19 protein-coding genes and 1 pseudogene are annotated in these 24174 nt (G+C 42.1%); 18 read left to right on the forward strand and 2 right to left on the reverse strand.

Annotated features, from left to right (window positions below; all coding sequences use genetic code 11):
* The first annotated feature begins 109 nt into the window (after positions 1-109).
* The 4 genes from pyk to aceA all read left to right on the forward strand — a co-directional run bounded on the left by pyk (position 110) and on the right by aceA (position 5658).
* Complete coding sequence (gene pyk, locus SB775_RS07830) at positions 110-1870, forward strand: pyruvate kinase (protein ID WP_410861163.1); 1761 nt, start codon at positions 110-112, stop codon at positions 1868-1870.
* Positions 1871-1951: 81 nt separating this feature from the next.
* Positions 1952-2344, forward strand: coding sequence for an FxsA family protein (locus tag SB775_RS07835; RefSeq protein WP_089361736.1), 393 nt, complete (start codon positions 1952-1954; stop codon positions 2342-2344).
* Between the two features lie 399 nt (positions 2345-2743).
* Entirely contained in the window at positions 2744-4336 is a 1593-nt protein-coding gene (gene aceB / locus SB775_RS07840) for a malate synthase A (RefSeq protein WP_289337220.1), read from the forward strand.
* A 38-nt stretch (positions 4337-4374) separates the two neighbouring features.
* Entirely contained in the window at positions 4375-5658 is a 1284-nt protein-coding gene (aceA, locus tag SB775_RS07845) for an isocitrate lyase (protein ID WP_061464360.1), read from the forward strand.
* A gap of 92 nt (positions 5659-5750) precedes the next feature.
* Here the strand turns inward: aceA and ytvI are convergent, their stop codons facing one another.
* Entirely contained in the window at positions 5751-6878 is a 1128-nt protein-coding gene (gene ytvI / locus SB775_RS07850; protein WP_089361734.1) for a sporulation integral membrane protein YtvI, read from the reverse strand.
* Between the two features lie 194 nt (positions 6879-7072).
* Here ytvI and SB775_RS07855 point away from each other — a divergent pair, with 194 nt between their 5' ends.
* The 13 genes from SB775_RS07855 (at position 7073) to SB775_RS07915 (ending at position 22764) form a co-directional block, all read left to right on the forward strand.
* Positions 7073-7534, forward strand: a complete 462-nt coding sequence (locus tag SB775_RS07855; protein ID WP_089361733.1) for a DUF441 domain-containing protein — start codon at positions 7073-7075, stop codon at positions 7532-7534.
* A 541-nt stretch (positions 7535-8075) separates the two neighbouring features.
* A complete protein-coding gene (gene citZ, locus SB775_RS07860) occupies positions 8076-9191 on the forward strand; it encodes a citrate synthase (protein WP_061464357.1) in 1116 nt (371 codons plus the stop codon).
* Between the two features lie 93 nt (positions 9192-9284).
* A complete protein-coding gene (gene icd / locus SB775_RS07865; protein WP_286140741.1) occupies positions 9285-10601 on the forward strand; it encodes an NADP-dependent isocitrate dehydrogenase in 1317 nt (438 codons plus the stop codon).
* Positions 10602-10724: 123 nt separating this feature from the next.
* Positions 10725-11660: a malate dehydrogenase gene (gene mdh / locus SB775_RS07870; RefSeq protein ID WP_061464355.1), complete on the forward strand. Its 936-nt coding sequence runs from the start codon at positions 10725-10727 to the stop codon at positions 11658-11660.
* 255 nt (positions 11661-11915) lie between these two features.
* On the forward strand, positions 11916-12635 hold the full coding sequence (locus SB775_RS07875; protein ID WP_061464354.1) for a response regulator transcription factor: 720 nt from the start codon (positions 11916-11918) through the stop codon (positions 12633-12635).
* Positions 12632-14410, forward strand: a complete 1779-nt coding sequence (gene pnpS / locus SB775_RS07880; protein WP_410861165.1) for a two-component system histidine kinase PnpS — start codon at positions 12632-12634, stop codon at positions 14408-14410. Before SB775_RS07875 ends, pnpS begins: the two co-directional genes overlap by 4 nt.
* A gap of 255 nt (positions 14411-14665) precedes the next feature.
* Entirely contained in the window at positions 14666-15700 is a 1035-nt protein-coding gene (gene hflK / locus SB775_RS07885; RefSeq protein ID WP_089361777.1) for an FtsH protease activity modulator HflK, read from the forward strand.
* Entirely contained in the window at positions 15697-16629 is a 933-nt protein-coding gene (hflC, locus tag SB775_RS07890) for a protease modulator HflC (protein WP_061464352.1), read from the forward strand. The genes hflK and hflC overlap by 4 nt, the downstream gene beginning before the upstream one ends.
* Positions 16630-16757: 128 nt before the next feature.
* On the forward strand, positions 16758-19382 hold the full coding sequence (gene polA / locus SB775_RS07895) for a DNA polymerase I (RefSeq protein ID WP_410861166.1): 2625 nt from the start codon (positions 16758-16760) through the stop codon (positions 19380-19382).
* Between the two features lie 19 nt (positions 19383-19401).
* On the forward strand, positions 19402-20232 hold the full coding sequence (gene mutM, locus SB775_RS07900) for a DNA-formamidopyrimidine glycosylase (RefSeq protein WP_089361727.1): 831 nt from the start codon (positions 19402-19404) through the stop codon (positions 20230-20232).
* 79 nt (positions 20233-20311) lie between these two features.
* Positions 20312-20944, forward strand: a complete 633-nt coding sequence (gene ytaF, locus SB775_RS07905; RefSeq protein WP_089361726.1) for a sporulation membrane protein YtaF — start codon at positions 20312-20314, stop codon at positions 20942-20944.
* A 24-nt stretch (positions 20945-20968) separates the two neighbouring features.
* On the forward strand, positions 20969-21568 hold the full coding sequence (gene coaE, locus SB775_RS07910; RefSeq protein ID WP_061464348.1) for a dephospho-CoA kinase: 600 nt from the start codon (positions 20969-20971) through the stop codon (positions 21566-21568).
* Positions 21569-21726: 158 nt separating this feature from the next.
* A complete protein-coding gene (locus SB775_RS07915; protein WP_089361725.1) occupies positions 21727-22764 on the forward strand; it encodes a glyceraldehyde-3-phosphate dehydrogenase in 1038 nt (345 codons plus the stop codon).
* 151 nt (positions 22765-22915) lie between these two features.
* Here SB775_RS07915 and SB775_RS07920 read toward each other — a convergent pair.
* Positions 22916-23138 (reverse strand): annotated as a pseudogene (locus SB775_RS07920) (IS5/IS1182 family transposase); the annotation flags it as partial.
* Positions 23139-23685: 547 nt separating this feature from the next.
* Here SB775_RS07920 and speD point away from each other — a divergent pair.
* Complete coding sequence (speD, locus tag SB775_RS07925; RefSeq protein ID WP_034311443.1) at positions 23686-24066, forward strand: adenosylmethionine decarboxylase; 381 nt, start codon at positions 23686-23688, stop codon at positions 24064-24066.
* Positions 24067-24174: the final 108 nt, after the last annotated feature.

A 24174-nucleotide genomic window follows, 5' to 3' on the forward strand; every position in this document is an offset into this window, starting at 1 on the left:
GATCAATGATAATAATTGCAGGTATTTGAAAGAAGAGACTTATAACACTACGCCCCCTGTCATTTAAAAGGTGGGCAGGCGGCGATTTTTCCTTAAAGGAGGATGACACATGCGAAAAACCAAGATTGTTTGTACGATTGGCCCCGCAAGTGAAAGTATAGAAAAGCTGGTTCAATTAATAGAAGCGGGGATGAATGTAGCTCGGCTTAACTTTTCACATGGAAATCATGAAGAACATGCCGCTAGAATCGGCAATATCAGGGAAGCGGGTGAAAAAGCGGGTAAACAGGTTGCTATCCTGCTGGATACAAAAGGACCTGAAATACGGACAAATAATATGGAAAATGACTCCATAGAGCTGGTAGCTGGCAATGATGTCATTATTTCCATGAATGAAGTCCTGGGAACACCTGAAAAATTCTCCATTACCTATGAAGGGCTTCTGCATGATGTCCATCCAGGATCTAAGATCCTTTTGGATGATGGATTGATCGGTCTTGAAGTGTTGAAAATAGATGAGGTAAGAAAAGAAATCAGTACCAAAATATTGAATAGCGGTACACTTAAGAACAAAAAAGGCGTGAATGTTCCAGGTGTTTCGGTTAACCTGCCTGGCATAACGGAGAAAGATGAACAGGATATCCTTTTTGGAATCGAACAAGGTATCGACTTTGTTGCTGCCTCATTTGTACGCAGGGCTTCCGATGTACTTGAAGTGCGTGAATTATTGCAGCAGAATGGAGCGGAGCATATTCAAATCATCCCTAAAATTGAAAATCAAGAGGGTGTAGACCGGCTTGATGAAATCTTGGAAGTTTCAGATGGTTTGATGGTAGCCCGTGGCGACCTGGGAGTGGAAATTCCTGCAGAAGAAGTGCCATTAGTCCAAAAACAAATGATCAAAAAATGTAACAATGCCGGGAAACCGGTCATAACGGCTACACAAATGCTCGATTCGATGCAGCGTAACCCAAGGCCGACCCGTGCAGAAGCAAGTGACGTAGCCAATGCCATATTTGATGGAACGGATGCCATCATGCTTTCTGGTGAAACGGCTGCTGGAACCTACCCTGTCGAGGCTGTTCAAACGATGCATAACATTGCTTCACGTGCTGAAACTGCCCTTGATTATCGGGATATATTATCAGTCAGAAGCAAAGTGAACCGTCATAATGTCACGGATGCAATTGGTCAGTCCGTTGCCCACACGGCGCTTAATCTTAATGCCGGAGCAATCATCACCCCTACCGAAAGTGGCCATACGGCAAGGATGATTTCTAAATACCGCCCTAAAGCACCGATCATTGCCGTTACCTCCAATGATCATGTTTCAAGACGGCTTGCACTGGCATGGGGAGTCTACCCGCAGATCGGTCCCAAAGCGACGACTACCGATGAGATGCTTCAAACTGCTATTGATGAAAGCTTGCATTCCGGCTTAGTGTCCCATGGGGATTTAGTCGTCATAACAGCCGGTGTGCCAGTTGGTGAAACAGGTACGACTAACTTGATGAAAATTCATGTGTTAGGTGAGGTTCTTTTGAAGGCTCAAGGAATCGGCAGGAAATCTGCGAAAGGTGAAGTGGTTGTAGCTAAGAATGCCAAGGAAGCTTTGGAAAAAGTGACGGAAGGCTCTGTACTTGTTACAATTGGTTCTGACCGCGATATGATGCCAGCGATTGAAAAGTGTGCAGCATTGATTACGGAAGAAGGCGGTTTGACAAGCCATGCAGCTGTTGTAGGGGTCACATTGGGCATTCCGGTCATCGTTGGGGCGGAAAACGCGATCAAAGTTTTCACGGATGGGCAAAGAATAACGGTCGATGCAGGTCGTGGAGTCATTTATGATGGACATGCCAACGTTTTGTAAAACGAAATTTTGGCTGATTCCGTGCCAATGAGGTAAGATGGATGTACCGCACCAGAAATGGGCTGTGCAGGAGGAATGTAGATGAAATATTTTTTATTGTTTATCATTGCGATGCCGGTCATTGAAATCATTGTCCTATTGCTGTCAGGCAATATGATTGGTTTTTGGCCAACTGTGTTCCTGATTGTAGCCACAGGTTTAATCGGAGCCTATTTGGCTAAACGGCAAGGGATGGAAACATGGAAAAGGGCACAGGAACAGATTCGTTACGGAATGATGCCAGGAAATGAAATCATTGATGGAATCTGTATCTTTATTGGAGCTGCACTGTTGCTGTCCCCTGGCTTCATTTCGGATATCATGGGATTGCTCCTTGTATTTCCGCCAACCCGGAATCTCCTCAAACCGATTGTTATCCGGTTTATCATGAACAGGATGAATAAAGGGAAAGTCACCATCATTCGGCATAAATAATATAAGGCTGCCTAAAAGCTCAAGCTTTTAGGCAGCCTTTTTGGTCTGGAAAAAAGAAGTCTTCAAAGGGCAACCAAGGGTTTTTTCATTGGCAGCCTTTATGGCATTTCACTAAAATTGGACAAAACATAGGGAGATTGAATGTAATCCGTTTTGCCTGTTTCACCATTAAATGAAGAATTCGGAAGAAAGTGAAGTAGTGTATAATAACAGAATTTTTTAACTATTATCCCGCGAAAACATGGATAAATCAGGCTTTTTCATATGAGAAATTCTTTTTTTGGAAACTTTTTAGAAAAAACTGGTGACAAATTTATACAGTGTGTTATATAATACAAACAGGAAATAAAACAACTGTATTATAACATAAAAGAGTTGGAAAGGATGTGGAGAGGCAACATGATTACGGAAGCAAAAGGCTTACAAATTACGGGCAACATTAAGCCAGGATATGAACAAATACTTACAACGGAGGCTCTTCAATTCATCGAAAGAATTGAGCGGCATTTCAGTGAAAGAAGGAAGGAACTTCTGAAACGGCGCAAAAGCGTACAGGAAGAGCTGAATCAAGGCAAGTTGCCTGATTTCCTTGAAGAAACGAAGCATATTCGTGAAAGTGATTGGACGATTGCGCCACTCCCGAATGACTTGCAGGACCGCAGGGTTGAAATAACTGGACCGGTTGATCGTAAGATGATCATTAATGCAATGAACTCAGGTGCCAATGTATTCATGGCTGATTTTGAAGACGCCAACTCACCCACTTGGGAGAATTGCGTGGATGGTCAATTGAATTTGCGCGATGCAATCCGCGGAACCATTTCATTTAAAAATCCAAATGGCAAAGTGTATGAATTGAATGAAAAAAGGGCTGTCCTAAAGGTAAGGCCACGCGGCTGGCATTTGGAGGAAAAACATGTCCTTTTGGATGGACAGCCAATATCAGCCAGCATTTTTGACTTTGGACTGTACTTTTACCACAACGCAAAAGCATTGGTCGAAAAACAAAGCGGTCCATACTTCTACTTACCAAAAATGGAAAGCCACCTAGAAGCAAGATTATGGAATGAAATATTCGTATATGCACAGAACGATTTAAGAATACCGCAAGGAACCATTAAGGCAACGGTCTTGATTGAAACGATACTTGCCGCATTCGAAATGGATGAAATTCTGTACGAGCTTAAAGAACATTCTGCAGGCCTGAACTGCGGCCGCTGGGATTATATCTTCAGTTTCCTGAAAAAATTCCGTCACTCGGATGATGTTATCTTTCCTGACCGGCTGCAGGTGACGATGACCGTTCCGAACATGAGAGCGTATTCCTTATTGGCAATCAAAACATGCCACACTCGTAATGCTCCGGCAATTGGCGGGATGGCAGCGCAAATTCCAGTTAAAAATGACCCGATTAAGAATGATGAGGCTTTTGCGAAAGTCCGGGCAGATAAAGAACGCGAAGCAAGAGACGGCCATGATGGAACATGGGTTGCCCATCCAGGTATGGTAAGCATCGCAAAAGAGGTTTTTGACCTGCTTGTTCCAAAGCCTAATCAAATTTTCCGAAAACGAGAAGATGTCCTTGTAACAGCGCAAGAGCTGCTGGCTGTGCCCGAAGGAACGATCACAGAGGCAGGATTAAGGACGAACATTAACGTCGGCATCCAATATATTGCCTCTTGGTTAAGCGGCAGGGGGGCGGCGCCCATTAATAACTTAATGGAAGATGCAGCAACGGCTGAAATTTCAAGAGCACAGGTCTGGCAATGGATCCGGCATCCAAAAGGCATCCTCGAAGATGGCAGGAAAATAACCGAAGAATTATTCCATCAGATTAAAGAGGAAGAAGTGGAGGTCATTAAATCGGAAGTAGGGGAAGAAGCTTTCAAGTCAGGAAAGTTTGAAGAGTCTACTAAACTATTCGAAGAATTGATTGAAGCGGATGACTTTGCAGATTTCTTAACCAATCCGGCATATGAACAATTATCTTAATATTGAAAATATTAAATATAAATTAGGAGGAAACGATAATGATGAATGAAAGAGCGCAACAATTACAACAAAACTGGGAAAATGACTCACGGTGGACTGGGATTAAACGTCCTTATACGGCGGACGAAGTTATTAAATTAAGAGGTTCCATCGATATTGAACAAACACTGGCACGCCGTGGTTCTGAGAAACTATGGAATCTATTAAATACAGAGGATTTCATCAATGCATTAGGAGCATTGACTGGTAACCAAGCAATGCAACAGGTGAAAGCTGGTTTAAAAGCAATCTACCTAAGCGGCTGGCAAGTTGCGGCAGATGCTAACATCGCAGGGCAAATGTACCCTGACCAAAGTTTATATCCAGCCAACTCCGTGCCGCAAGTGGTTAAACGCATTAATCAGACACTTCAGCGTGCAGACCAAATCAGCTTTGCTGAAGGAAAAGAGGATATCGATTGGTTCGCTCCAATCGTAGCGGATGCTGAAGCCGGCTTTGGCGGTTCCCTTAACGTCTTCGAATTAATGAAAGGCATGATCGAAGCTGGAGCGGCAGGTGTTCACTTTGAAGACCAGCTTTCTTCAGAGAAAAAATGTGGTCACCTAGGCGGTAAAGTTCTTCTGCCAACCCAAACGGCAGTACGTAATTTGGTTTCCGCCCGATTGGCAGCCGACGTAATGGGGACACCGACTATCTTAATTGCCCGTACGGATGCTGATGCTGCAGACTTGATCACCGATGATATCGATCCGGTCGATGCACCTTTCATCACTGGCGAAAGGACTCCGGAAGGGTTCTACCGCACCAACGCGGGTCTTGATCAAGCAATTGCACGCGGCCTTGCTTATGCACCGTATGCCGACCTTATCTGGTGTGAGACTTCTGAACCTAATCTAGCGGATGCTCGCCGCTTTGCCGAAGCGATCCATGCAGAGTTCCCGGGTAAGCTCCTTGCTTACAATTGCTCCCCATCATTTAACTGGAAAGCTAAATTAAGTGATGAAGAAATTGCCAGCTACCAAGTTGAATTGGGTAAATTGGGTTATAAGTTCCAATTCGTTACCCTTGCTGGCTTCCACTCATTGAATCATAGCATGTTCAATCTTGCTCTTGGTTATAAAGACCGCGGTATGGCTGCATACTCAGAACTTCAACAAGCAGAGTTCGCCAGTGAACCCGACGGCTATACAGCAACACGCCATCAACGTGAAGTGGGAACTGGTTATTTTGATGAAGTGGCACAAGTCGTTTCTGGTGGAACATCATCCACAACAGCACTTGCAGGTTCTACTGAAACAGAACAATTCGAGACGTCAAAATAAAGGCTTGAAATCAAAAATCCGCCTCGTACCCGAGGCGGATTTTTATATGGAATGGGAGAATGCTATAAGATATAAAGATAAGCTGGATTACTTTATGTGGTTCTCTTTGTATCTTGCCCGATGATGAAAGACCATATGGCCTTAAAGACATTGGCACGCTGAAGTGTATTGAATATGACAAGTACGACAGGTCCTGCAATCAGCCCAAGGAAACCGATCAATTTGAAGCCGATGAACAAGGCGATGAGAGTGGCGAGCGGATCCAAACCAATACTGGAAGAAAGAACTTTTGGCTCTATTAACTGGCGCTGGACAACAACGATTATGTACAGGACGGACAAACCGATTGCAAGACTTGTATTTCCGGCAATGAATTCAAAGATGATCCAAGGAATGAAAATCGTCCCTGTCCCTAAATAGGGAATGATATCGACCAGTCCGCATATCAGGGCAATGGTAATTGAATAATTCACCCTTAAGATGAGAAAGCCGATTAAAATCGTGACAGTCGTCAATGAAACAAGAGTGAATTGTGCACGGATAAAACCAAATAAAGCCCGTTTTAAGTCCCTGAATAAACGCTTGGCACCCGAAAAAATCTTATCAGGCAACACTTTTCCTGTCACAAGGCCAAAGGTATCCCAATCTTTACTGATGAAGAAAGTGCCCAGTAGGGTAAAAAGGAGTGCTGTTGCCGTAGTTGGAAACCATCCGATAATTGTGGGAATGTTCTTCAAGAACGCTTGAATGAAGCCGCTTACTCCGGTAGTGATGGATTCACCGATATTTTGGATATTCTTGAGGACTGTGTCTTGCTGTTCGATATCTAAATTATTGAACATGGCAGCTATTTGATTATATAAAGGGATGACGGTTGAAGTGATGTATGTTTCTATAAAGTCCACGATCGTTTCAATGTGTTGTGGTATGACTCCGGCAAGGTAATTGGTCCCTGAAATGATCTCGGTGACGAGTAAGGTGATTAGACCCGCAAATAAAAGGAAAATGAGCAAAAGGGAAATGAATACAGCCAATCCCCTTGGCAGTCTTCCTTTCTTTTCGAAAAAAGTGACCAGGGGGTTCATCAAGAAAGCGATTATCATGGCAATAATGAATGGATATGTATACTTAGATAAATAAAACAAGGCAATTCCACCTAAAATTATTCCTCCGACGACCAGTAGGGAACGAATGAAGCGATACATATATACTGGATTCAAGACATATCCTCCTTCTATCATAAAGTTTGTATTATAATTGTAACGATGATGGAAAAGAAAGGAAAGATTCTTTCGTCATTCTGCTTAACTTTTTCCCGTTAAAATACATAGCTCCATAAATCGGTCTCCTCTAAAGAAAGAGAGGAGTTTGTTATGTTAAAATAACAAAAAAGAAGAAAGAAGGTGAAGGGAGAATGATCAACGGTCCTGTCGTATTTTTAATTTTACTTGCAGCAATCGGTTGGTTTGGGAAAAATATGTCACTGATCATGGCTGCGGGTTTTCTTTTGAGCATGAAACTGATTGGCCTTGACGCTAAAGTGTTTCCATATTTAGAAGCGAAAGGAATCAACTTGGGCGTTACTATCATCACGATTTCCGTACTCATCCCAATAGCGAATGGGGCGATTGGTTTCAAGGAACTTGGGGACGCAATTAAATCCCCTTATGCCTGGATTGCGCTTGCATCCGGAATAGCGGTTGCACTTATAGCGAAAAATGGGATTACACTCCTGTCACATGATCCGCATATTACTGCGGCTCTTGTTTTTGGGACGATTCTTGCTGTCGCATTATTCAAAGGTGTAGCTGTCGGTCCGTTAATCGGGGCAGGAATTGCTTATTTATGCATGCAGATCTTTAATTTTTTTAAATGAAGCGAGTGGCGGAGGATGAAAGAGCTCGTCAACATTGGGAATGGGAATTTTCTATCTAATGTTTCATTTCTTCTGCTTTGTGACAAATTTTCAAAAAAAACGTGTTGGATTGCATAAAAAAAAGCAGGTGAATATGTTGCTAATTTTTCTAATGAAATAATAATTTTTTCACATTTTAAGTGCTTTTCATTCCCAAAAAAGTGTTTATTGTTTATAATAATCATGTAACTGCTCTGTTTTATTAAAAATGGGATTCAGAATATCATTGATATTTTTGAGGAACCTTAAAAAAAGATGTAGTTATTGAGCAAGCGCTCACTAGGAATAGCTACAAGCATTATTTTTAGGATTTCGTATAAAAGATTATCGTACATTTTACTATTGTTGGGGGCATATTCCGTGAACGCTTCAATACAAGATGTATGTCTTCTGCTAAAAAATAGATGGTTGTATTCAGAATAGCTAATTTCCTTGGAAGCGCTATATTTATACGCAATGAGCAAGGGTATAGGGGAATATATAGGAAAAGGAGAGATTTAGTATGACAGCAACAAAAGGTCTTGAAGGTGTGGTAGCAACAACTTCATCAGTAAGCTCCATTATCGATGACACATTAACGTATTCAGGTTATGACATCGACGATTTGGCTGTAAATGCAACATTCGAAGAAGTAATCTATCTTTTATGGCACGGAGCTCTTCCAAACAAAAGCCAACTAAAGGAATTAACTAAACAACTTGCTGAAAATGCTGCAATTCCAGCAGAAGTGGTTAATCATTTCAAAACATACCCGATTGATAAAGTACATCCAATGGGAGCTCTTCGCACAGCTGTATCTCTTCTTGGTCTTTATGATGAAGAAGCGGATGTAATGAATGAAGACGCTAACTATCGTAAAGCAATCCGCATCCAAGCAAAAATCCCTACATTGGTAACAACTTTCGCTCGCATCCGTCAAGGAAAAGAAGCGGTTGCACCACGTACAGATTTAAGCTTTGCTGCTAACTTCTTATATATGTTAAGTGGTAATGAACCAACGGCAATCGAAGAAGAGGCATTCAACAAAGCATTGGTCCTTCATGCTGACCATGAATTGAACGCTTCCACATTCACTGCACGCGTTTGTGTGGCTACATTATCCGATATCTATTCTGGCGTAACTTCTGCCATCGGCGCTTTAAAAGGCCCACTTCACGGCGGAGCTAACGAACAAGTCATGAAAATGCTTACTGAAATTGGTTCAGTTGATAACGTTGAGCCATATATCAACGAAAAATTAGCCAATAAAGAAAAAATCATGGGCTTTGGCCACCGTGTTTACCGTAAAGGTGATCCACGTGCTAAACACCTTAAAGAAATGTCCCAAAAACTTACTGAACTTACTGGACAACCGCAATATTATGATATGTCCATTAAAATTAATGAAATCGTAACTGGTCAAAAAAATCTTCCGCCAAACGTGGATTTCTATTCTGCTTCCGTTTACCATAGTTTAGGTATCGAGCATGACCTATTTACACCAATCTTTGCAGTAAGCCGTGCTTCAGGCTGGATCGCTCATATCCTTGAGCAATATTCAAACAACCGCCTGATCCGTCCGCGTGCAGAGTATGTTGGACCAGGTATGCAAAAATATGTACCGATTGAAGAACGCTAATTAAAAGTTTTTCAAAAATTATTTTTTATTTCATCGATTTTGTAGTAAATTAATAGATGTGAGTAAAAAGGGTTAGTGGTCCTGCCTCGTTTAATGGCCGGCCATCTAACCTTTGAATTTGAATCGGAGGTAAGAGACATGACACAAAGCCAAAAAATCACAGTTACTAACGGTGCTCTTAACGTACCAAACAATCCAATCGTTCCTTATATTGAGGGAGACGGAATCGGTCCTGATATCTGGGCAGCAGCTTCTCGCGTTTTAGACGCAGCAGTTGAAAAAGCTTACAACGGCGAAAAGAAAATCGAATGGAAAGAAGTTTTAGCTGGACAAAAAGCATTTGACCAAACAGGCGAATGGCTTCCACAAGAAACTCTTGATGTCATTAACGAATATCTAATCGCTATTAAAGGACCTCTTACAACTCCAATCGGTGGCGGTATCCGCTCATTGAACGTTGCATTGCGTCAAGTATTGGACTTATTCGTTTGTCTTCGTCCAGTACGTTACTTTGATGGTGTGCCTTCACCAGTTAAACGTCCGGAAGACACTGACATGGTCATCTTCCGTGAAAACACTGAAGACATCTATGCTGGTATCGAATATGCAAAAGGTTCTGACGAAGCTAAGAAATTAATCGAATTCCTACAAAATGAATTCGGTGTTACAAACATTCGTTTCCCTGAAACTTCAGGTATCGGAATTAAACCGATTTCTGAAGAAGGAACAAAACGTCTTGTTCGCTCTGCACTTAACTATGCGATCAAAGAAGGCCGTAAATCATTAACGCTTGTTCATAAAGGTAACATCATGAAATTCACGGAAGGCGCATTTAAAACTTGGGGTTATGAAGTTGCAGAACAAGAATTCGCCGATAAAGTGTTCACATGGAACCAATATGACAAAATTAAAGATGCTGAAGGCACTGAAGCTGCTAACAAAGCACAATCTGCTGCTGAAGCTGAAGGCAAAATCATCGTTAAAGATTCCATTGCTGATATCTTCTTACAACAAATCCTGACTCGTCCTAAAGAGTTTGATGTTGTTGCAACAATGAATTTGAACGGAGATTACATTTCTGATGCATTAGCTGCACAAGTTGGCGGAATCGGTATCGCTCCAGGAGCAAACATCAACTACGAAACTGGACATGCCATTTTCGAAGCAACTCACGGAACGGCTCCTAAATATGCTGGTCTTGATAAAGTTAACCCATCTTCAGTACTTCTTTCAGGCGTTCTTTTACTTGAACACCTTGGATGGAACGAAGCTGCAGACAGCATCACAAAATCAGTGGAACAAACAATCGCTTCTAAAGTCGTTACATACGATTTTGCCCGCCTAATGGAAGGCGCAACAGAAGTTAAATGTTCTGAGTTCGCTGACGAGCTTATCAAAAACCTTAAATAATTTATAAATGCTTTCTGGAAAAGTACCTTAATGGGCTTCTTTTCCAGGGAGCTTTATATATATATGTGCATGAAAATGTTAAAAGCATTCCAAAATATTCACATATTTTAAGGAGGAATTAACATGTCTAAGCGTAAAAAAATCACAGTGGTAGGTGCCGGTTTCACTGGTGCTACAGCAGCATTCCTAGCAGCTCAAAAAGAACTTGGTGATATCGTTTTAGTTGATATTCCGCAAGCTGAAAACCCTACAAAAGGTAAAGCTCTTGATATGGCGGAAGCAGGACCTGTTCTTGGTTTCGACGCTAACATCATCGGTACATCCAACTATTCAGAAACAGCTGATTCCGACGTAGTGATCATCACTGCTGGAATTGCCCGTAAGCCCGGCATGAGCCGTGACGACTTAGTTCAAACTAACCAAAAAGTTATGAAATCAGTAACTAAAGAAGTGGTTAAATATTCCCCTAATACAACAATCATCGTTTTGACTAACCCTGTAGATGCAATGACTTACACTGTTTACAAAGAATCAGGTTTCCCTAAAGAACGCGTTATCGGACAATCGGGTGTTCTTGATACAGCTCGTTTCCGCACTTTCGTAGCCCAAGAATTAAACTTATCCGTTAAAGATGTAACTGGTTTCGTGCTTGGCGGACACGGTGACGATATGGTCCCTCTGGTCCGTTACTCTTATGCTGGCGGAATTCCTTTGGAGACATTGATCCCCCAAGATCGTTTAGAAGCAATCGTGGCTCGTACTCGTACAGGCGGCGGAGAAATCGTAAACCTTCTTGGGAACGGAAGCGCATATTATGCACCGGCTGCATCCCTTGTGGAAATGGCTGAAGCAATCCTTAAAGACCAACGTCGCGTTCTTCCATCCATCGCTTATCTTGAAGGCGAATACGGATTCGAAGGAATCTACCTTGGTGTGCCAACTGTACTAGGTGCAAACGGCATTGAACAAATCATCGAGCTTGAATTGACTGAAGGCGAAAAAGCGGCACTTTCAAAATCAGTTGAATCAGTTAAAGCGGTAATGCAAGTTCTTCAATAAGAGATGGTGAAAACAATCTCTTGATCAGACTGCCCGGAATATTGGAAGGGAAGGCCGAGGCCATCTTCCATCTCCGGGCAGTCTTTTTATCCGCTTTGGAACAAATCCGGGGACGATAAGCCCCTGCTTAAGGTAGGAATAACTTTCAATACGTTTTTTTTATGTGTAAATTTCATATAATATTCTTTATAATGGAATTGGATGAGTAGACTGAGAATTTGGTCTATGGGGTAATACATAATTCAGGGGGATCTAATGTCAAAGAAAATTCTCGTAGTGGATGATGAACAATCAATAGTTACCTTACTTCAGTACAATTTAGAACAAGCAGGCTATTCGGTGATCACGGCTTTGGATGGAGAACAAGGACTGCAGGCTGCTGTGGACATACGCCCCGATTTAGTGGTATTGGATTTGATGCTGCCTAAAATGGATGGGCTTGAAGTATGTAAACAGCTTCGCCAGCAAAAAATCAATATACCGATCTTGATGCTGACTGCTAAGGACGATGAATTTGACAAAGTTCTGGGACTTGAACTTGGAGCGGATGATTATTTAACCAAACCATTTAGTCCGCGGGAGGTAGTAGCACGGATTAAAGCCATATTAAGGAGATCTCAGTTTCAATCGAACGGCAGTGAGTCAGGTAATGATCAGGAAGATGGTCTCTTGAAATTAGGGGAATTGAAAGTATTCCCGGATCGATACGAAGCATTCTTTGATGAACAGCAATTAGAATTAACTCCAAAAGAATTTGAATTACTTTTATACTTGGCGAAGAATAAAGGGCGAGTATTGACTAGGGACCAACTGCTCAGTGCGGTATGGAATTATGATTTCGCGGGAGATTCCCGAATCGTCGATGTGCATATTAGCCATCTTCGTGAAAAAATAGAGAAGGATACAAAAAAACCTCTATATATCAAAACGATAAGGGGCTTGGGGTATAAGCTTGAGGAGCCTAAAAAAGAATGACGACCTATCGTAAAAAGCTCTTATATACCCTTATCACGCTGGTGATGGTCGTCCTGATGGCCGTGGGCTTTTTATTGGGGCATTTGTTCAAAAGTTATTATATTACAACGTTCAATGAGCGCATACAGAACGAAACATTCTTCATTTCTACATATATTCAAGAGCATGGGGGGATCGCTTCCTTTTTGGAAGAAGGGGAGACGGCAAAACTGACACCCCTTTTAGATTCGAACTTAACGATTCTCTCTGCGAGTGGGGAAATATTATACGATTCGACATCATCAAATGAAATACTTAAAAGCCATGCCAAGGTCCTTCGCAAAATAACTTTGGAAAAAGGGCTTAAGTATGGGGAAGGGTTTGAGGTGGTTGAAGGGGAGTCGGACCTCCATTTTTATTGGAAGACGGTCGAAAAGGATGGCGAGATTGAAGGTTTTGTCGTCCATAGCAATGAAATAGAGGCCATCGATCAAGTGAATAAACAAATGTGGCAAATATTGATCATTTGTTTAGGGGTTGCCTTGATCATCATTCTCATGCTCGCGAGTAAAATCACTTCATATTATATCCGTCCGATCGAGGAGGCCACTATGGCAGCCATCGAACTGGCAAAAGGCAATTATGGAACTCGGACATTCGGGAGGCAAACTGATGAAACCGGAATGCTGACAACTTCCTTGAACATATTGGCGAGGAATCTTCAGGAAACTGAAATAGCGAGGGAAATGAATCAGGATCGTTTGGAAGCACTTGTTGAAAATATCGGTAGTGGTGTCTTGCTCATAGACAGTAAAGGGTATACCACCTTAATCAACCGGGAATTCAAGAAAAGCTTCCATGTAAACTCCGCTACTTTTTTGTTTCAGGAATATTACTCGGTCATTAAAGATCAGGAAGTGATTGCCATAATCGAAGAGATCTTTCGGACGGAAAAAACGATAAAACGCCAGGTGAGGATACCACTTGCAATAGAACGTAAGCATTTTGAGATTTACGGGGCTCCCATTATCGGGAATCATGATGAATGGAAGGGGATCCTCCTCATTTTCCATGATATCACCGAATTGAAAAGGCTCGAGCAAATGCGGAAGGATTTCGTGGCTAATGTGTCCCATGAATTGAGAACCCCGATCACTTCTATTAAAGGGTTTTCAGAAACATTGTTAGATGGGGCTTTAAAAGACGAAAAGACCTCAAAGCACTTTTTAACGATTATCTTGAAAGAAAGTGATCGGCTGCAAGAGCTCATTCAGGAGCTTCTGAATTTATCAAAAATGGAGCAGCAGGAATTCGTTTTGAAAGCAGGTGTCGTGGATATTACGAAAGTCCTTGGTGAAATACAAGAGATGCTTATTGGGAAGCTGAAGGAAAAAGAAGTATCGCTTGAAATTAAAGCATCACAGGAACCTGTTTTCATTGAAGGGGAATCTGATAGGATCAAACAGGTTTTCATTAATTTGATAACGAACGCATTGACCTATACCCCAAATGGCGGGAGGGTCACCGTGAATATCATGGAGAATGAACAGACGGTTGATATTGCAGTTCAAGATAGCGGGATCGGCATCGAAGAAAAAGAACTGCCGAGGATCTTTGAACGGTTTTACCGGATCGATAAGGCAAGGAGCCGCGATTCAGGAGGAACTGGCATTGGACTGGCAATCGTCAAGCATATAATAGAAGTCCATAAAGGTAAAATCAACGTGGAAAGCACACCTGGAACCGGGACGACTTTTACAGTCACTTTAAATAAAAGCTTAAAAGGAAAGATGTAGCGGGTTTCGTGAATTTACATGTCCTTTACAATTTCTTAAAACGGACTTCATAATGCAGGGGTACAATGTTTGTACAACCCCTCATCCAAGGAGTTAAACATTGACAGAGACCCATAGTCTCTGTCTTTTAATTTTGTCTTATTCCCCGGGAACCATTCCTCTATCCTATTTTCTTAGGAAAATATTTGATTTTCATGAAACTTTAGGCCCTTTCTTGCGTAAATAAGATATAACGGCAAAGAAGGGGTGATACATATCGTTAGCTTAAAAAGGATATATACGATCATAGGACTTGTCTTTCTAATTTTAATTTTGGGTGTAGTTGCGATATCGACCTGGTACACGGTTGATGAATCCGATCAAGCTGTCATAATGACGTTTGGTAAGGTGGAGCAGACGATAACAGAACCAGGACTTCACTTTAAGCTGCCTTGGCCGATTCAATCGGTTGAAAAATTATCGAAAGAAACATTCAGCCTTAAGTTTGGATATAAGGAAGAGGATGGAGAGGTGAAGGATTACCCGAGTGAGACCAAGATGATTACGGGTGATGAAAATATTGTGCTAGCCGACCTAGTGGTTCAGTGGAAAATCACAGACCCTCCAAAATATCTATACAATGCAGATGATCCAGAGAAAATATTATATGATACGACTTCAGCTGCCTTACGGAGCATTATCGGCAGCACGAAAATAGATGATGCACTTACATCCGGTAAAGCGCAAATTGAAGCGGATGTATGGGGATTGCTGTCACAGCTAATGGAGAAATATGATGTCGGAATTTCGATATCTGCGGTTAAACTCCAGGATGTGGAGTTACCGAATGAAGAAGTCCGGAAGGCATTTACCAATGTAACGGATGCCAGGGAAACGGCCAATACGAAAATAAACGAAGCGGATAAATATGAAAATAAACGGATGAATGAAGCGGAAGGGGAAAAAGACGCCATCATATCACAGGCCAATGGGGATAAAGCTGCCCGTACGGAAGCTGCCCGTGGGGATGTAGCGGTCTTTGAAAAATTACTAAGTGAGTATAAGGGCAATAAGGGGATTACGAAGGACCGTCTTGTTATTGAGACCCTTGAAGAAGTATTGCCGAATGCGGAGCTTTATATCATGAATGATGATGGAAACACAATGAAGTACTTGCCGCTTCGCCCGCTTGAAAAAGAGGAAACGAAAAAAACGCCTGCACCTGATGAATCCACTGCTCCAGAAGGAGAAACGGAAAAAGGGAATGCAATGGAAGAAAAAGCGGCGGGGGAAGGGGGCGCTAAACAATGAGTGGAAAAATAATAGATTTCTCTGAGTTGAAAAAAGGTGATTTTCATTGGAGAGGCTACGTGAAAATTGGCATTTTCCTCATTATTTTATTCGCGTTGCTACTAATCATCTTCACCAATGTATATATCGTCAAAGAGGGCGAATATAAAGTCGTCCGTCAATTCGGTGAAGTGGTAAGAATTGATAAAACCCCGGGTTTGAAGGTAAAAGTGCCATTCATCCAGAGCGTCATGACCTTGCCGAAGTATCAGATGAGTTCTGATGTATCCGAGGCGGAAATCAATACGAAAGATAAAAAGCGGATGCTGATCGACAACTATGCAGTATGGAGAATAGAAGATCCGAAGAAATTGATTACAAATGCAAGGACGCTACAGAATGCCGAAACGAAAATGGAAGAGTTCATCTATTCGGCAGTTCGTTCAGAGCTTGGCCAGCTGAATTATGATGAAATCATCAATGATGAGAAGTCATCCAGGGGAAGTTTAAACGACCGCATAACAGAAAAAGTCAACGAACTGCTTCAAAAGGACAGTTATGGCATCAGCCTGACGGATGTCCGGATAAAGCGGACTGACCTGCCAGCCGAAAATGAAGCATCCGTCTTCAAGAGGATGATTTCAGAGCGGGAATCGAAAGCGCAAGAGTACCTATCCAAAGGTGATGCGAAGAAAAATCGTATCATTGCGGATACTGATCGTAAAGTGAAAGAATTGCTCTCGACTGCAGAAGCTGATGCAGAAGTTATCAGGGCTGAAGGAGAAGGGGAAGCGGCGATAATCTATAATAAGTCGTTTTCCAAAGATCCCGAATTCTATAAACTATACCGGACTCTTGACTCCTACAAAAAAACGATTGGAGATCAAACGGTCATCGTTCTGCCGTCGGATTCCCCATATGCCAGCTTGTTAATGGGAAATACTAAATAATCGCCGTTGCCGTCATTTTTCTTTCCGCTTCTACTCATGGTAGAATAGAGAAAGAAAATGAACGGCTTTTTGCGTTTTTAAATAGAAGCTAAAACTGCATAAACCTGTATGACTGGAGGAAGACGGAATTGGATAAAAAGTTAGTACTCATAGATGGAAATAGCATTGCATACCGTGCGTTTTTTGCACTTCCGCTCTTGAATAATGATAAAGGGGTACATACGAATTCCGTTTACGGATTCACCATGATGCTCAACCGCATTCTTGAAGAAGAAAAACCAACGCACATACTTGTTGCATTCGATGCGGGTAAAACGACATTCAGACACGCGTCATTTAAAGAATATAAAGGAGGTCGCCAAAAAACGCCGCCTGAATTATCTGAGCAATTTCCTTTCATTCGTGAGCTGCTTGATTGTTTTCAAATAAAAAGGTATGAACTGGAGAACTATGAAGCCGATGATATTATCGGGACGCTGTCTTTACAAGCTGAAAAAGATGGTTTTGAGGTGAAGGTCATTTCCGGTGATAAGGATTTAACACAATTATCCTCCCCTAGTACGACGGTTTCCATTACGAAAAAGGGGATTACTGAAATTGAGGAATACACTCCAAAGCATATACATGAAAAATACGGTCTATCCCCCTTTCAGATCATTGATTTAAAAGGGCTGATGGGAGATGCCTCCGACAATATTCCCGGCATACCGGGTGTTGGTGAAAAAACCGCCCTTAAGTTATTGCATCAATTTGAAACGGTGGAAAACCTCCTGCAGTCGATTGATGAGGTAAGCGGACAAAAATTGAAAGAGAAAATAGAGGAACATAAAGACCTGGCTCTATTAAGTAAAGAGCTGGCAACAATAACGAGGGAAGCGCCGCTTGAAGTTTCTGTAAACGAGACCGAGTACAGCGGCATGGATCAGGAACGAGTCATCTCATTCTATAAAGAGCTAGGCTTTTCGACTTTGCTCGATAAATTGGATGTAACGGAAAGTGTACCGCTTGAACAGGAAAAGATAGAGGTTCACACGGGTGAAATGACAGAAGGAATGTTTGCAGATGAAAGTGCTTTATATGTTGAAACTTTAGAAGATAATTATCATCGTGCAGATATTATAGGGATAGCCATCAGTAATGAACAAGGTCATTTTTACTTCCATGGAGATGATGCTCTGAGTTCCGCGGCATTTAAAACTTGGGCAGAGGATGAAACAAAAAAGAAAACGGTTTTCGATGCGAAGCGTACGGTTGTTGCACTCCGTCATAGAGGCGTCGAAATAAAAGGCATCGATTTTGATGTGTTTTTGGCATCCTATATCCTAGATCCGGCAGAGTCAGTGGATGAAGTGGCCGAAATCACGAAAACACAAGGTACAATCCGTCTTGAGACAGATGATGTTTTTTATGGAAAAGGTGCAAAACGCAAGATTCCTGGGCAAGCTGAATTGAGCGAGCATATCGCCAGAAAATCGAAGGCAATCCTTTCTCTTAAAGAACCGATGATCAATAAACTGCAAGAGTTCGAGCAATATCATCTGTTAACGGAACTGGAGCTGCCTTTGTCGATCATCCTGGCTAATATGGAATGGCAGGGCATCAAGGTGGATATAGGCCGGCTGAAAAACATGGGGCAGGAATTAGCCATTCGCTTAAGAACCATTGAAGCACGAATTTTTGATTTGGCTGGAGAGGCTTTCAATATCAATTCACCTAAACAGCTTGGGGCCATCCTTTTTGAAAAGTTAGAGCTTCCGGTCATGAAGAAAACCAAAACAGGTTATTCCACTTCAGCCGATGTGCTGGAAAAACTGGAGCGCCAGCATGATATCGTTAAGGAAATATTACTGTATCGCCAGCTTGGTAAGTTGCAATCCACATATATTGAAGGTTTGCTCAAAGTGGTCAATGCTAAAACGGACAAGGTGCACACCCGGTTCAACCAAGCATTGACCCAAACCGGCCGATTAAGTTCTACAGATCCCAACCTGCAGAACATCCCTATCAGACTGGAAGAAGGCAGGAAAATCAGGCAGGCCTTCATTCCTTCCGAAAAGGATTGGATCATTTTTGCTGCGGATTATTCGCAAATCGAGTTACGCGTGCTGGCGCATATCGCCAATGACAGCGGATTGGTGGAAGCATTCCAAGCCGGGATGGACATCCATACAAGGACAGCGATGGATGTGTTCCATGTAAAGGCGGAGGAAGTCACGTCGAACATGAGACGCCAAGCAAAAGCCGTCAACTTCGGAATCGTTTATGGTATAAGTGACTACGGGCTATCGCAAAGTCTTGGCATCACGAGAAAAGAAGCTGGAGAGTTCATCGAGAAGTATTTAAGGAGCTTTCCTGGTGTTCAGGAATATATGGAAGAAAGTATACATGAGGCACGTCAAAAAGGGTATAGCACGACTTTGCTGCAAAGAAGGCGCTATATACCTGAGATTACAAGCAGGAATTTCAACATTAGGAGCTTTGCCGAACGGACAGCGATGAACACACCGATTCAAGGCAGTGCCGCGGATATCATCAAGCTTGCGATGATAAATATGAATAAGCGCCTGAAAAGTGAAGGGCTTAAAACGAGAATGCTTCTTCAGGTGCATGATGAATTGATTTTTGAAACGCCTCCCGAGGAACTCGAAATCCTTAAGGTGATCGTTCCGGAGGAAATGGAAAATGCCATTGAATTGAACGTGCCCCTTAAAGTGGATTATGCTTTCGGGCCAACATGGTTTGATGCCAAATAATAAAAGATAGGTGATTGTAATGCCAGAACTTCCAGAAGTGGAAACAGTCAAAAGAACGTTAGAGCAGCTCGTACTTGGAAAAGAGATTAAGGAAGTGTCCGTCTTCTGGCCAAAGATCATTAAAGCGCCTGAGCCTGTCGAACAGTTTCAGGATGCTTTAAGAGGGCAAACGATTCAGAGTATAGGCCGTCGGGGCAAGTTCCTCATTTTCACCTTGGATGATTATTCGATGGTTTCGCATTTAAGGATGGAGGGGAAATACGGGGTGCATCCAAAAGAAGAGCCATACGATAAGCATACACATGTGATCTTCACTTTCACGGATGGCAGTGAGCTTCGGTACAGGGATGTCCGGAAATTCGGAACGATGCACCTATTTGCCAAAGGAGAAGAGTTTGAGCAGTTGCCGCTGCTGCATTTAGGGCCTGAACCGTTATCTGAAGATTTTACTGTCGAGGGGCTAAGTGCGAAATTGGCCAAAACCAACAGGAAAATCAAGCCGGTTCTCCTTGATCAAACGGTTGTCGTTGGAATTGGGAATATATATGTGGACGAGTCATTATTCCGTTCCGGTATCCATCCGGAGAGAATAGCTTCTTCACTATCCTTGCAGGAAATCAAAAAGTTGCATGCGGAAATCATTGCAACATTGGGTGAAGCGGTGGAAAAGGGTGGGAGTACGATTCGTTCATACCTCAACTCTCAAGGGCAAATCGGCATGTTTCAGTTGGAACTGAATGTCTATGGACGAAAGGGCGAGGAATGCAAAACATGCGGCACGCCACTTGAAAAGCTGGTTGTTGCAGGACGCGGCACACATATTTGCCCGTTGTGCCAGCCGCTTATTTAACTAATGTTTTTTAAAACACATCGGATGGGCTCCTACCATATACTAGGGTAGCAACGAGAAGGGAAGGAGTAATATTCCGATGTGGCTACAAATTATTTTTCTTGCTTTTGCAGTTAGTATTGACGGATTTGGCGTAGGTTTGACTTTCGGTATGCGGAAGATGAAAATCCCCTTAAAGTCAATAGCGGTCATTTCATTTTGTTCTGCTTTGAGTTTAGGCATAGCGATGGTCATCGGTCAATTCATCAGTCAGCTCATATCTATCGGGGCGGCTGAAAAAACCGGGGGCATCATCCTCATCTTTCTTGGTGCCTGGATGGTATATCAATACTTTAGGCCTGACAAAGATTTGAAAGATGATAGATATCATGAAAAAATCATCTTTAATTTTGAAATTAAATCACTTGGGGTAGCCATTAATATTTTACAAAAACCATTGAATGCCGATTTTGATAAATCAGGTACGATTACGGGGGTTGAAGCGCTTGTTTTGGGGTTTGCACTTTCACTGGATGCGTTCGGGGCTGGAGTCGGAGCAGCCATGATCGGGATTTCACCGATTATCCTCGCAGTATGCATCGCTGTTATGAGTTCAATTTTCATTTGGAGCGGACTGCAAAGCGGGAAATTGCTTTCGAATAATAAAGTTATCCAGCATTTAACCTTTCTTCCAGGTGTACTTTTAATTATAATCGGCTTATTCAAGTTATGATACATGGTTTAAAAGGGGGAGCATATGGGACAAATCATCGGAATCACTGGAGGCATCGCCAGCGGGAAAAGCAGTGTCAGCCTCTATTTACAGGAACTCGGATTCACGATTGTAGATGCAGATCTGGCTTCCCGTGCTGTCGTTGAGCCAGGTGAAGACGCCTATCATCAAGTTGTGGAGGCGTTTGGAGAAGATATCTTATTGGCGGATGGGAATATAGATCGCGTAAAGCTTGGGTCGATAATATTTCATGATCAGGAAAAGAGATTGCTATTGAATGGCATCGTTCACCCTGCCGTCAGGAATTGGATGCGCCTCAAAACGGAAGAGGCACTCGCTGCAGGGGAAGAAACGGTATTCATGGATATTCCGCTCTTATTTGAAAGTAAGCTGACATTCATGGTGGAAAAGACGCTTTTGATATATGTCGATGAACAAGTTCAATTGGAACGTTTAATGAACAGGAATGGTCTATCGGAGAAGGATGCGCTTGCCAGGATCCATTCTCAGATGCCCTTGGCTGATAAAAAGGCTTTAGCGGATGCCGTCATCGATAATAATGGGGACATTAAGGAAACGAAGAAGCAGGTGAAGGCCCTGCTTAGCGAATGGCATGTCATATAGTTGTGATAAAAGGAAGAAATCTTCGGGTTTCTTCCTTTTGTGTTGAAAAAATAAAACAATCCGCATTTTTATTAGCACAATTCCAATGAATTATGTTATACTAATTACATGTGAGAGGTAATAAGTATAACATTAATATTTTCAGGAGGGTCCGAACAATGAATTCAAGAATAGCAATTAACGGATTTGGGAGAATTGGAAGAATGGTTTTCCGAAAGGCCATATTAGATGAGAGTTTGGACATTGTTGCCATTAATGCAAGCTATCCTGCTGAAACTTTAGCACACTTACTAAAGTATGATACGATACATGGTAAATTCGACGGTATCATTATAGCGGAAGATGATTCACTTGTAGTGAATGGCCGCCGAGTACAATTGATAAATAACCGCGATCCAAAGCTATTGCCTTGGAAAGAGATGAACATAGATATTGTAATTGAAGCTACTGGAAAATTCAATGATCGTTCTAAAGCGGCTCTTCATTTAGAAGCAGGGGCAAAAAGGGTGATTTTATCAGCACCAGGTAAAAATGAAGACGTTACCATTGTCATGGGCGTCAATCAGGAAGTTCTGGAAATTGACAAGCATTATGTCATATCCAATGCATCTTGTACAACTAACTGTCTTGGACCGGTTGCAAAAGTGCTTGATGAAAAATTCGGCATTAATAATGGTTTAATGACAACGATACATTCTTATACAAATGATCAAAATAATATCGATAACCCGCACAAAGACTTAAGACGTGCTCGTGCCGCTGCGGAAAGCATCATTCCTACGACGACAGGAGCTGCAAAAGCGATCTCATTGGTGTTGCCTCAATTAAAAGGCAAGCTTCACGGAATGGCGATACGCGTACCGACACCTAACGTGTCCCTAGTCGACCTTGTTGTGGATTTAAACTGTGATGTCACGATTGATGAAGTGAATCAAGCGTTCATCGACGCTTCAGAAAATGAACTTAAAGGGATCATGGAATTCACGATGGAACCTTTGGTTTCCAGTGATTTCAAAACTAATCCTCACTCTGCCATCATCGATGGTTTGACAACGATGATGATTGGTGACAGGAAAGTTAAAGTCCTGGCTTGGTATGATAATGAGTGGGGTTACTCCAACCGGGTAGTGGACCTTGTAAAATTAGTTGCATCCGAGTTGAAAAAAACTTCCGAAGTTGAATTATCAGTAAAATAATGAAAAAATCGAGCCTGCTAAATTTTTTAGCGGGCCCAGTTTGTAGACAAAAAGGTTTCGGAATGGCCACATTCCGAAACCTTTTTGATTTTTTATTGGATTTGAAGCAGTTAGAGAGAATAGTGACCCAGCGCATACCGTGCTCTTCCTTTGCATCTGCGGAAACTCTCCTGGTTTTCCAACTTTCTGGAATCACTGGTTCAACCAGAGGCTCTAAGATATGACGATCATGCGTATCGTCCCCAACACAAATGCATTGAAGTTCGATGCTGCATGAAACGAATAGGCAAACTTGTTTTGTTCGTTCATCTTTCACATAGTAGCTACTCTTCAGGATTAGTTGAACTGTCCTTAATCCCCTTGTTCTCTGCCTTAAATAGACTAAAGGATTCTATCTTAAAACAAAGTGATTGGAGCGGGTGTTCGAGGCTCCTTTCGGGGAAAGCGCGTCAAAGGGAGACCCCACAGGCGCAATGGCGGACCGCCCGCGGAAAGCGAGTGCCCCACGTTCCAATAAACGGCCAAATATTAAAAACATAAAAAACAGTAGACAAACTCAATTATTATCGAGTTTGTCTATCTGCTAAATTTTTTTAGCAGACCATTTTTAATTCATTGATCATCAATTTCTGGCTGCCTTATGGCGCTGAATAAACACACGAAAACAGAATTTGCCCCACATTGGGACCTCCCCCATATCTTTATTACATAAAAAGTTTATCTATCCAAAAATTCAATTTGGAGTTGCAAAAAAAATTTAAACCATATATACTATGAATCGTGAACTTCTTCAAAAGCGGTTTGCATGATGGCTACTTAAAGGGTTAGGACCTCTTTGGACTAACTTTCCCCCGTGGTAGTTATCAGACTTATTTTTTAATCATGGTAAGGGGGAAGCTTAAAATGGAAACTGCTTACACTATGGAAACTATGGGTAGACATGTCATTTCTGAACTTTGGGGTTGTGACTTTGAGAAACTGAACAATATCGATTTGATTGAAAAGATTTTTGTTGATGCTGCTTTAAAATCAGGTGCAGAGGTACGAGAAGTTGCCTTTCACAAGTTTGCTCCACAAGGAGTTAGTGGGGTTGTCATCATTTCTGAATCACACTTAACGATTCACAGTTTTCCTGAACACGGCTATGCCAGCATTGATGTCTATACATGCGGTAACTTGGATCCGAATATTGCGGCAGATTACATTGCAGAAGCTTTGAATGCGCAAACACGCGAGAACATAGAATTACCACGTGGATTAGGTCCTGTACAAATGAAAAAAGCCAATATAAGTGCCCTATAAAAAACACGTATACACAGAGATGCCATGGGTGCATCTCTTTTTTAATGCAATGAATCCGATCTTGCTTCAATTTATAAGGGTAAGTATCCCAGAGCACAAAGACTTTGA

The organism is Peribacillus sp. SIMBA_075, assembly GCF_046534585.1.

Coding starts and splice junctions, on each gene's coding strand:
- SB775_RS07915 (WP_089361725.1), top strand. CDS start 21,727: ATGAATTCAAGAATAGCAATTAACGGATTTGGGAGAATTGGAAGAATG.
- SB775_RS07835 (WP_089361736.1), top strand. CDS start 1,952: ATGAAATATTTTTTATTGTTTATCATTGCGATGCCGGTCATTGAAATC.
- ytaF (WP_089361726.1), top strand. CDS start 20,312: ATGTGGCTACAAATTATTTTTCTTGCTTTTGCAGTTAGTATTGACGGA.
- aceA (WP_061464360.1), top strand. CDS start 4,375: ATGATGAATGAAAGAGCGCAACAATTACAACAAAACTGGGAAAATGAC.
- speD (WP_034311443.1), top strand. CDS start 23,686: ATGGAAACTATGGGTAGACATGTCATTTCTGAACTTTGGGGTTGTGAC.
- pnpS (WP_410861165.1), top strand. CDS start 12,632: ATGACGACCTATCGTAAAAAGCTCTTATATACCCTTATCACGCTGGTG.
- icd (WP_286140741.1), top strand. CDS start 9,285: ATGGCCGGCCATCTAACCTTTGAATTTGAATCGGAGGTAAGAGACATG.
- coaE (WP_061464348.1), top strand. CDS start 20,969: ATGGGACAAATCATCGGAATCACTGGAGGCATCGCCAGCGGGAAAAGC.
- mutM (WP_089361727.1), top strand. CDS start 19,402: ATGCCAGAACTTCCAGAAGTGGAAACAGTCAAAAGAACGTTAGAGCAG.
- SB775_RS07875 (WP_061464354.1), top strand. CDS start 11,916: ATGTCAAAGAAAATTCTCGTAGTGGATGATGAACAATCAATAGTTACC.
- citZ (WP_061464357.1), top strand. CDS start 8,076: ATGACAGCAACAAAAGGTCTTGAAGGTGTGGTAGCAACAACTTCATCA.
- aceB (WP_289337220.1), top strand. CDS start 2,744: ATGATTACGGAAGCAAAAGGCTTACAAATTACGGGCAACATTAAGCCA.
- mdh (WP_061464355.1), top strand. CDS start 10,725: ATGTCTAAGCGTAAAAAAATCACAGTGGTAGGTGCCGGTTTCACTGGT.
- hflC (WP_061464352.1), top strand. CDS start 15,697: ATGAGTGGAAAAATAATAGATTTCTCTGAGTTGAAAAAAGGTGATTTT.
- pyk (WP_410861163.1), top strand. CDS start 110: ATGCGAAAAACCAAGATTGTTTGTACGATTGGCCCCGCAAGTGAAAGT.
- SB775_RS07855 (WP_089361733.1), top strand. CDS start 7,073: ATGATCAACGGTCCTGTCGTATTTTTAATTTTACTTGCAGCAATCGGT.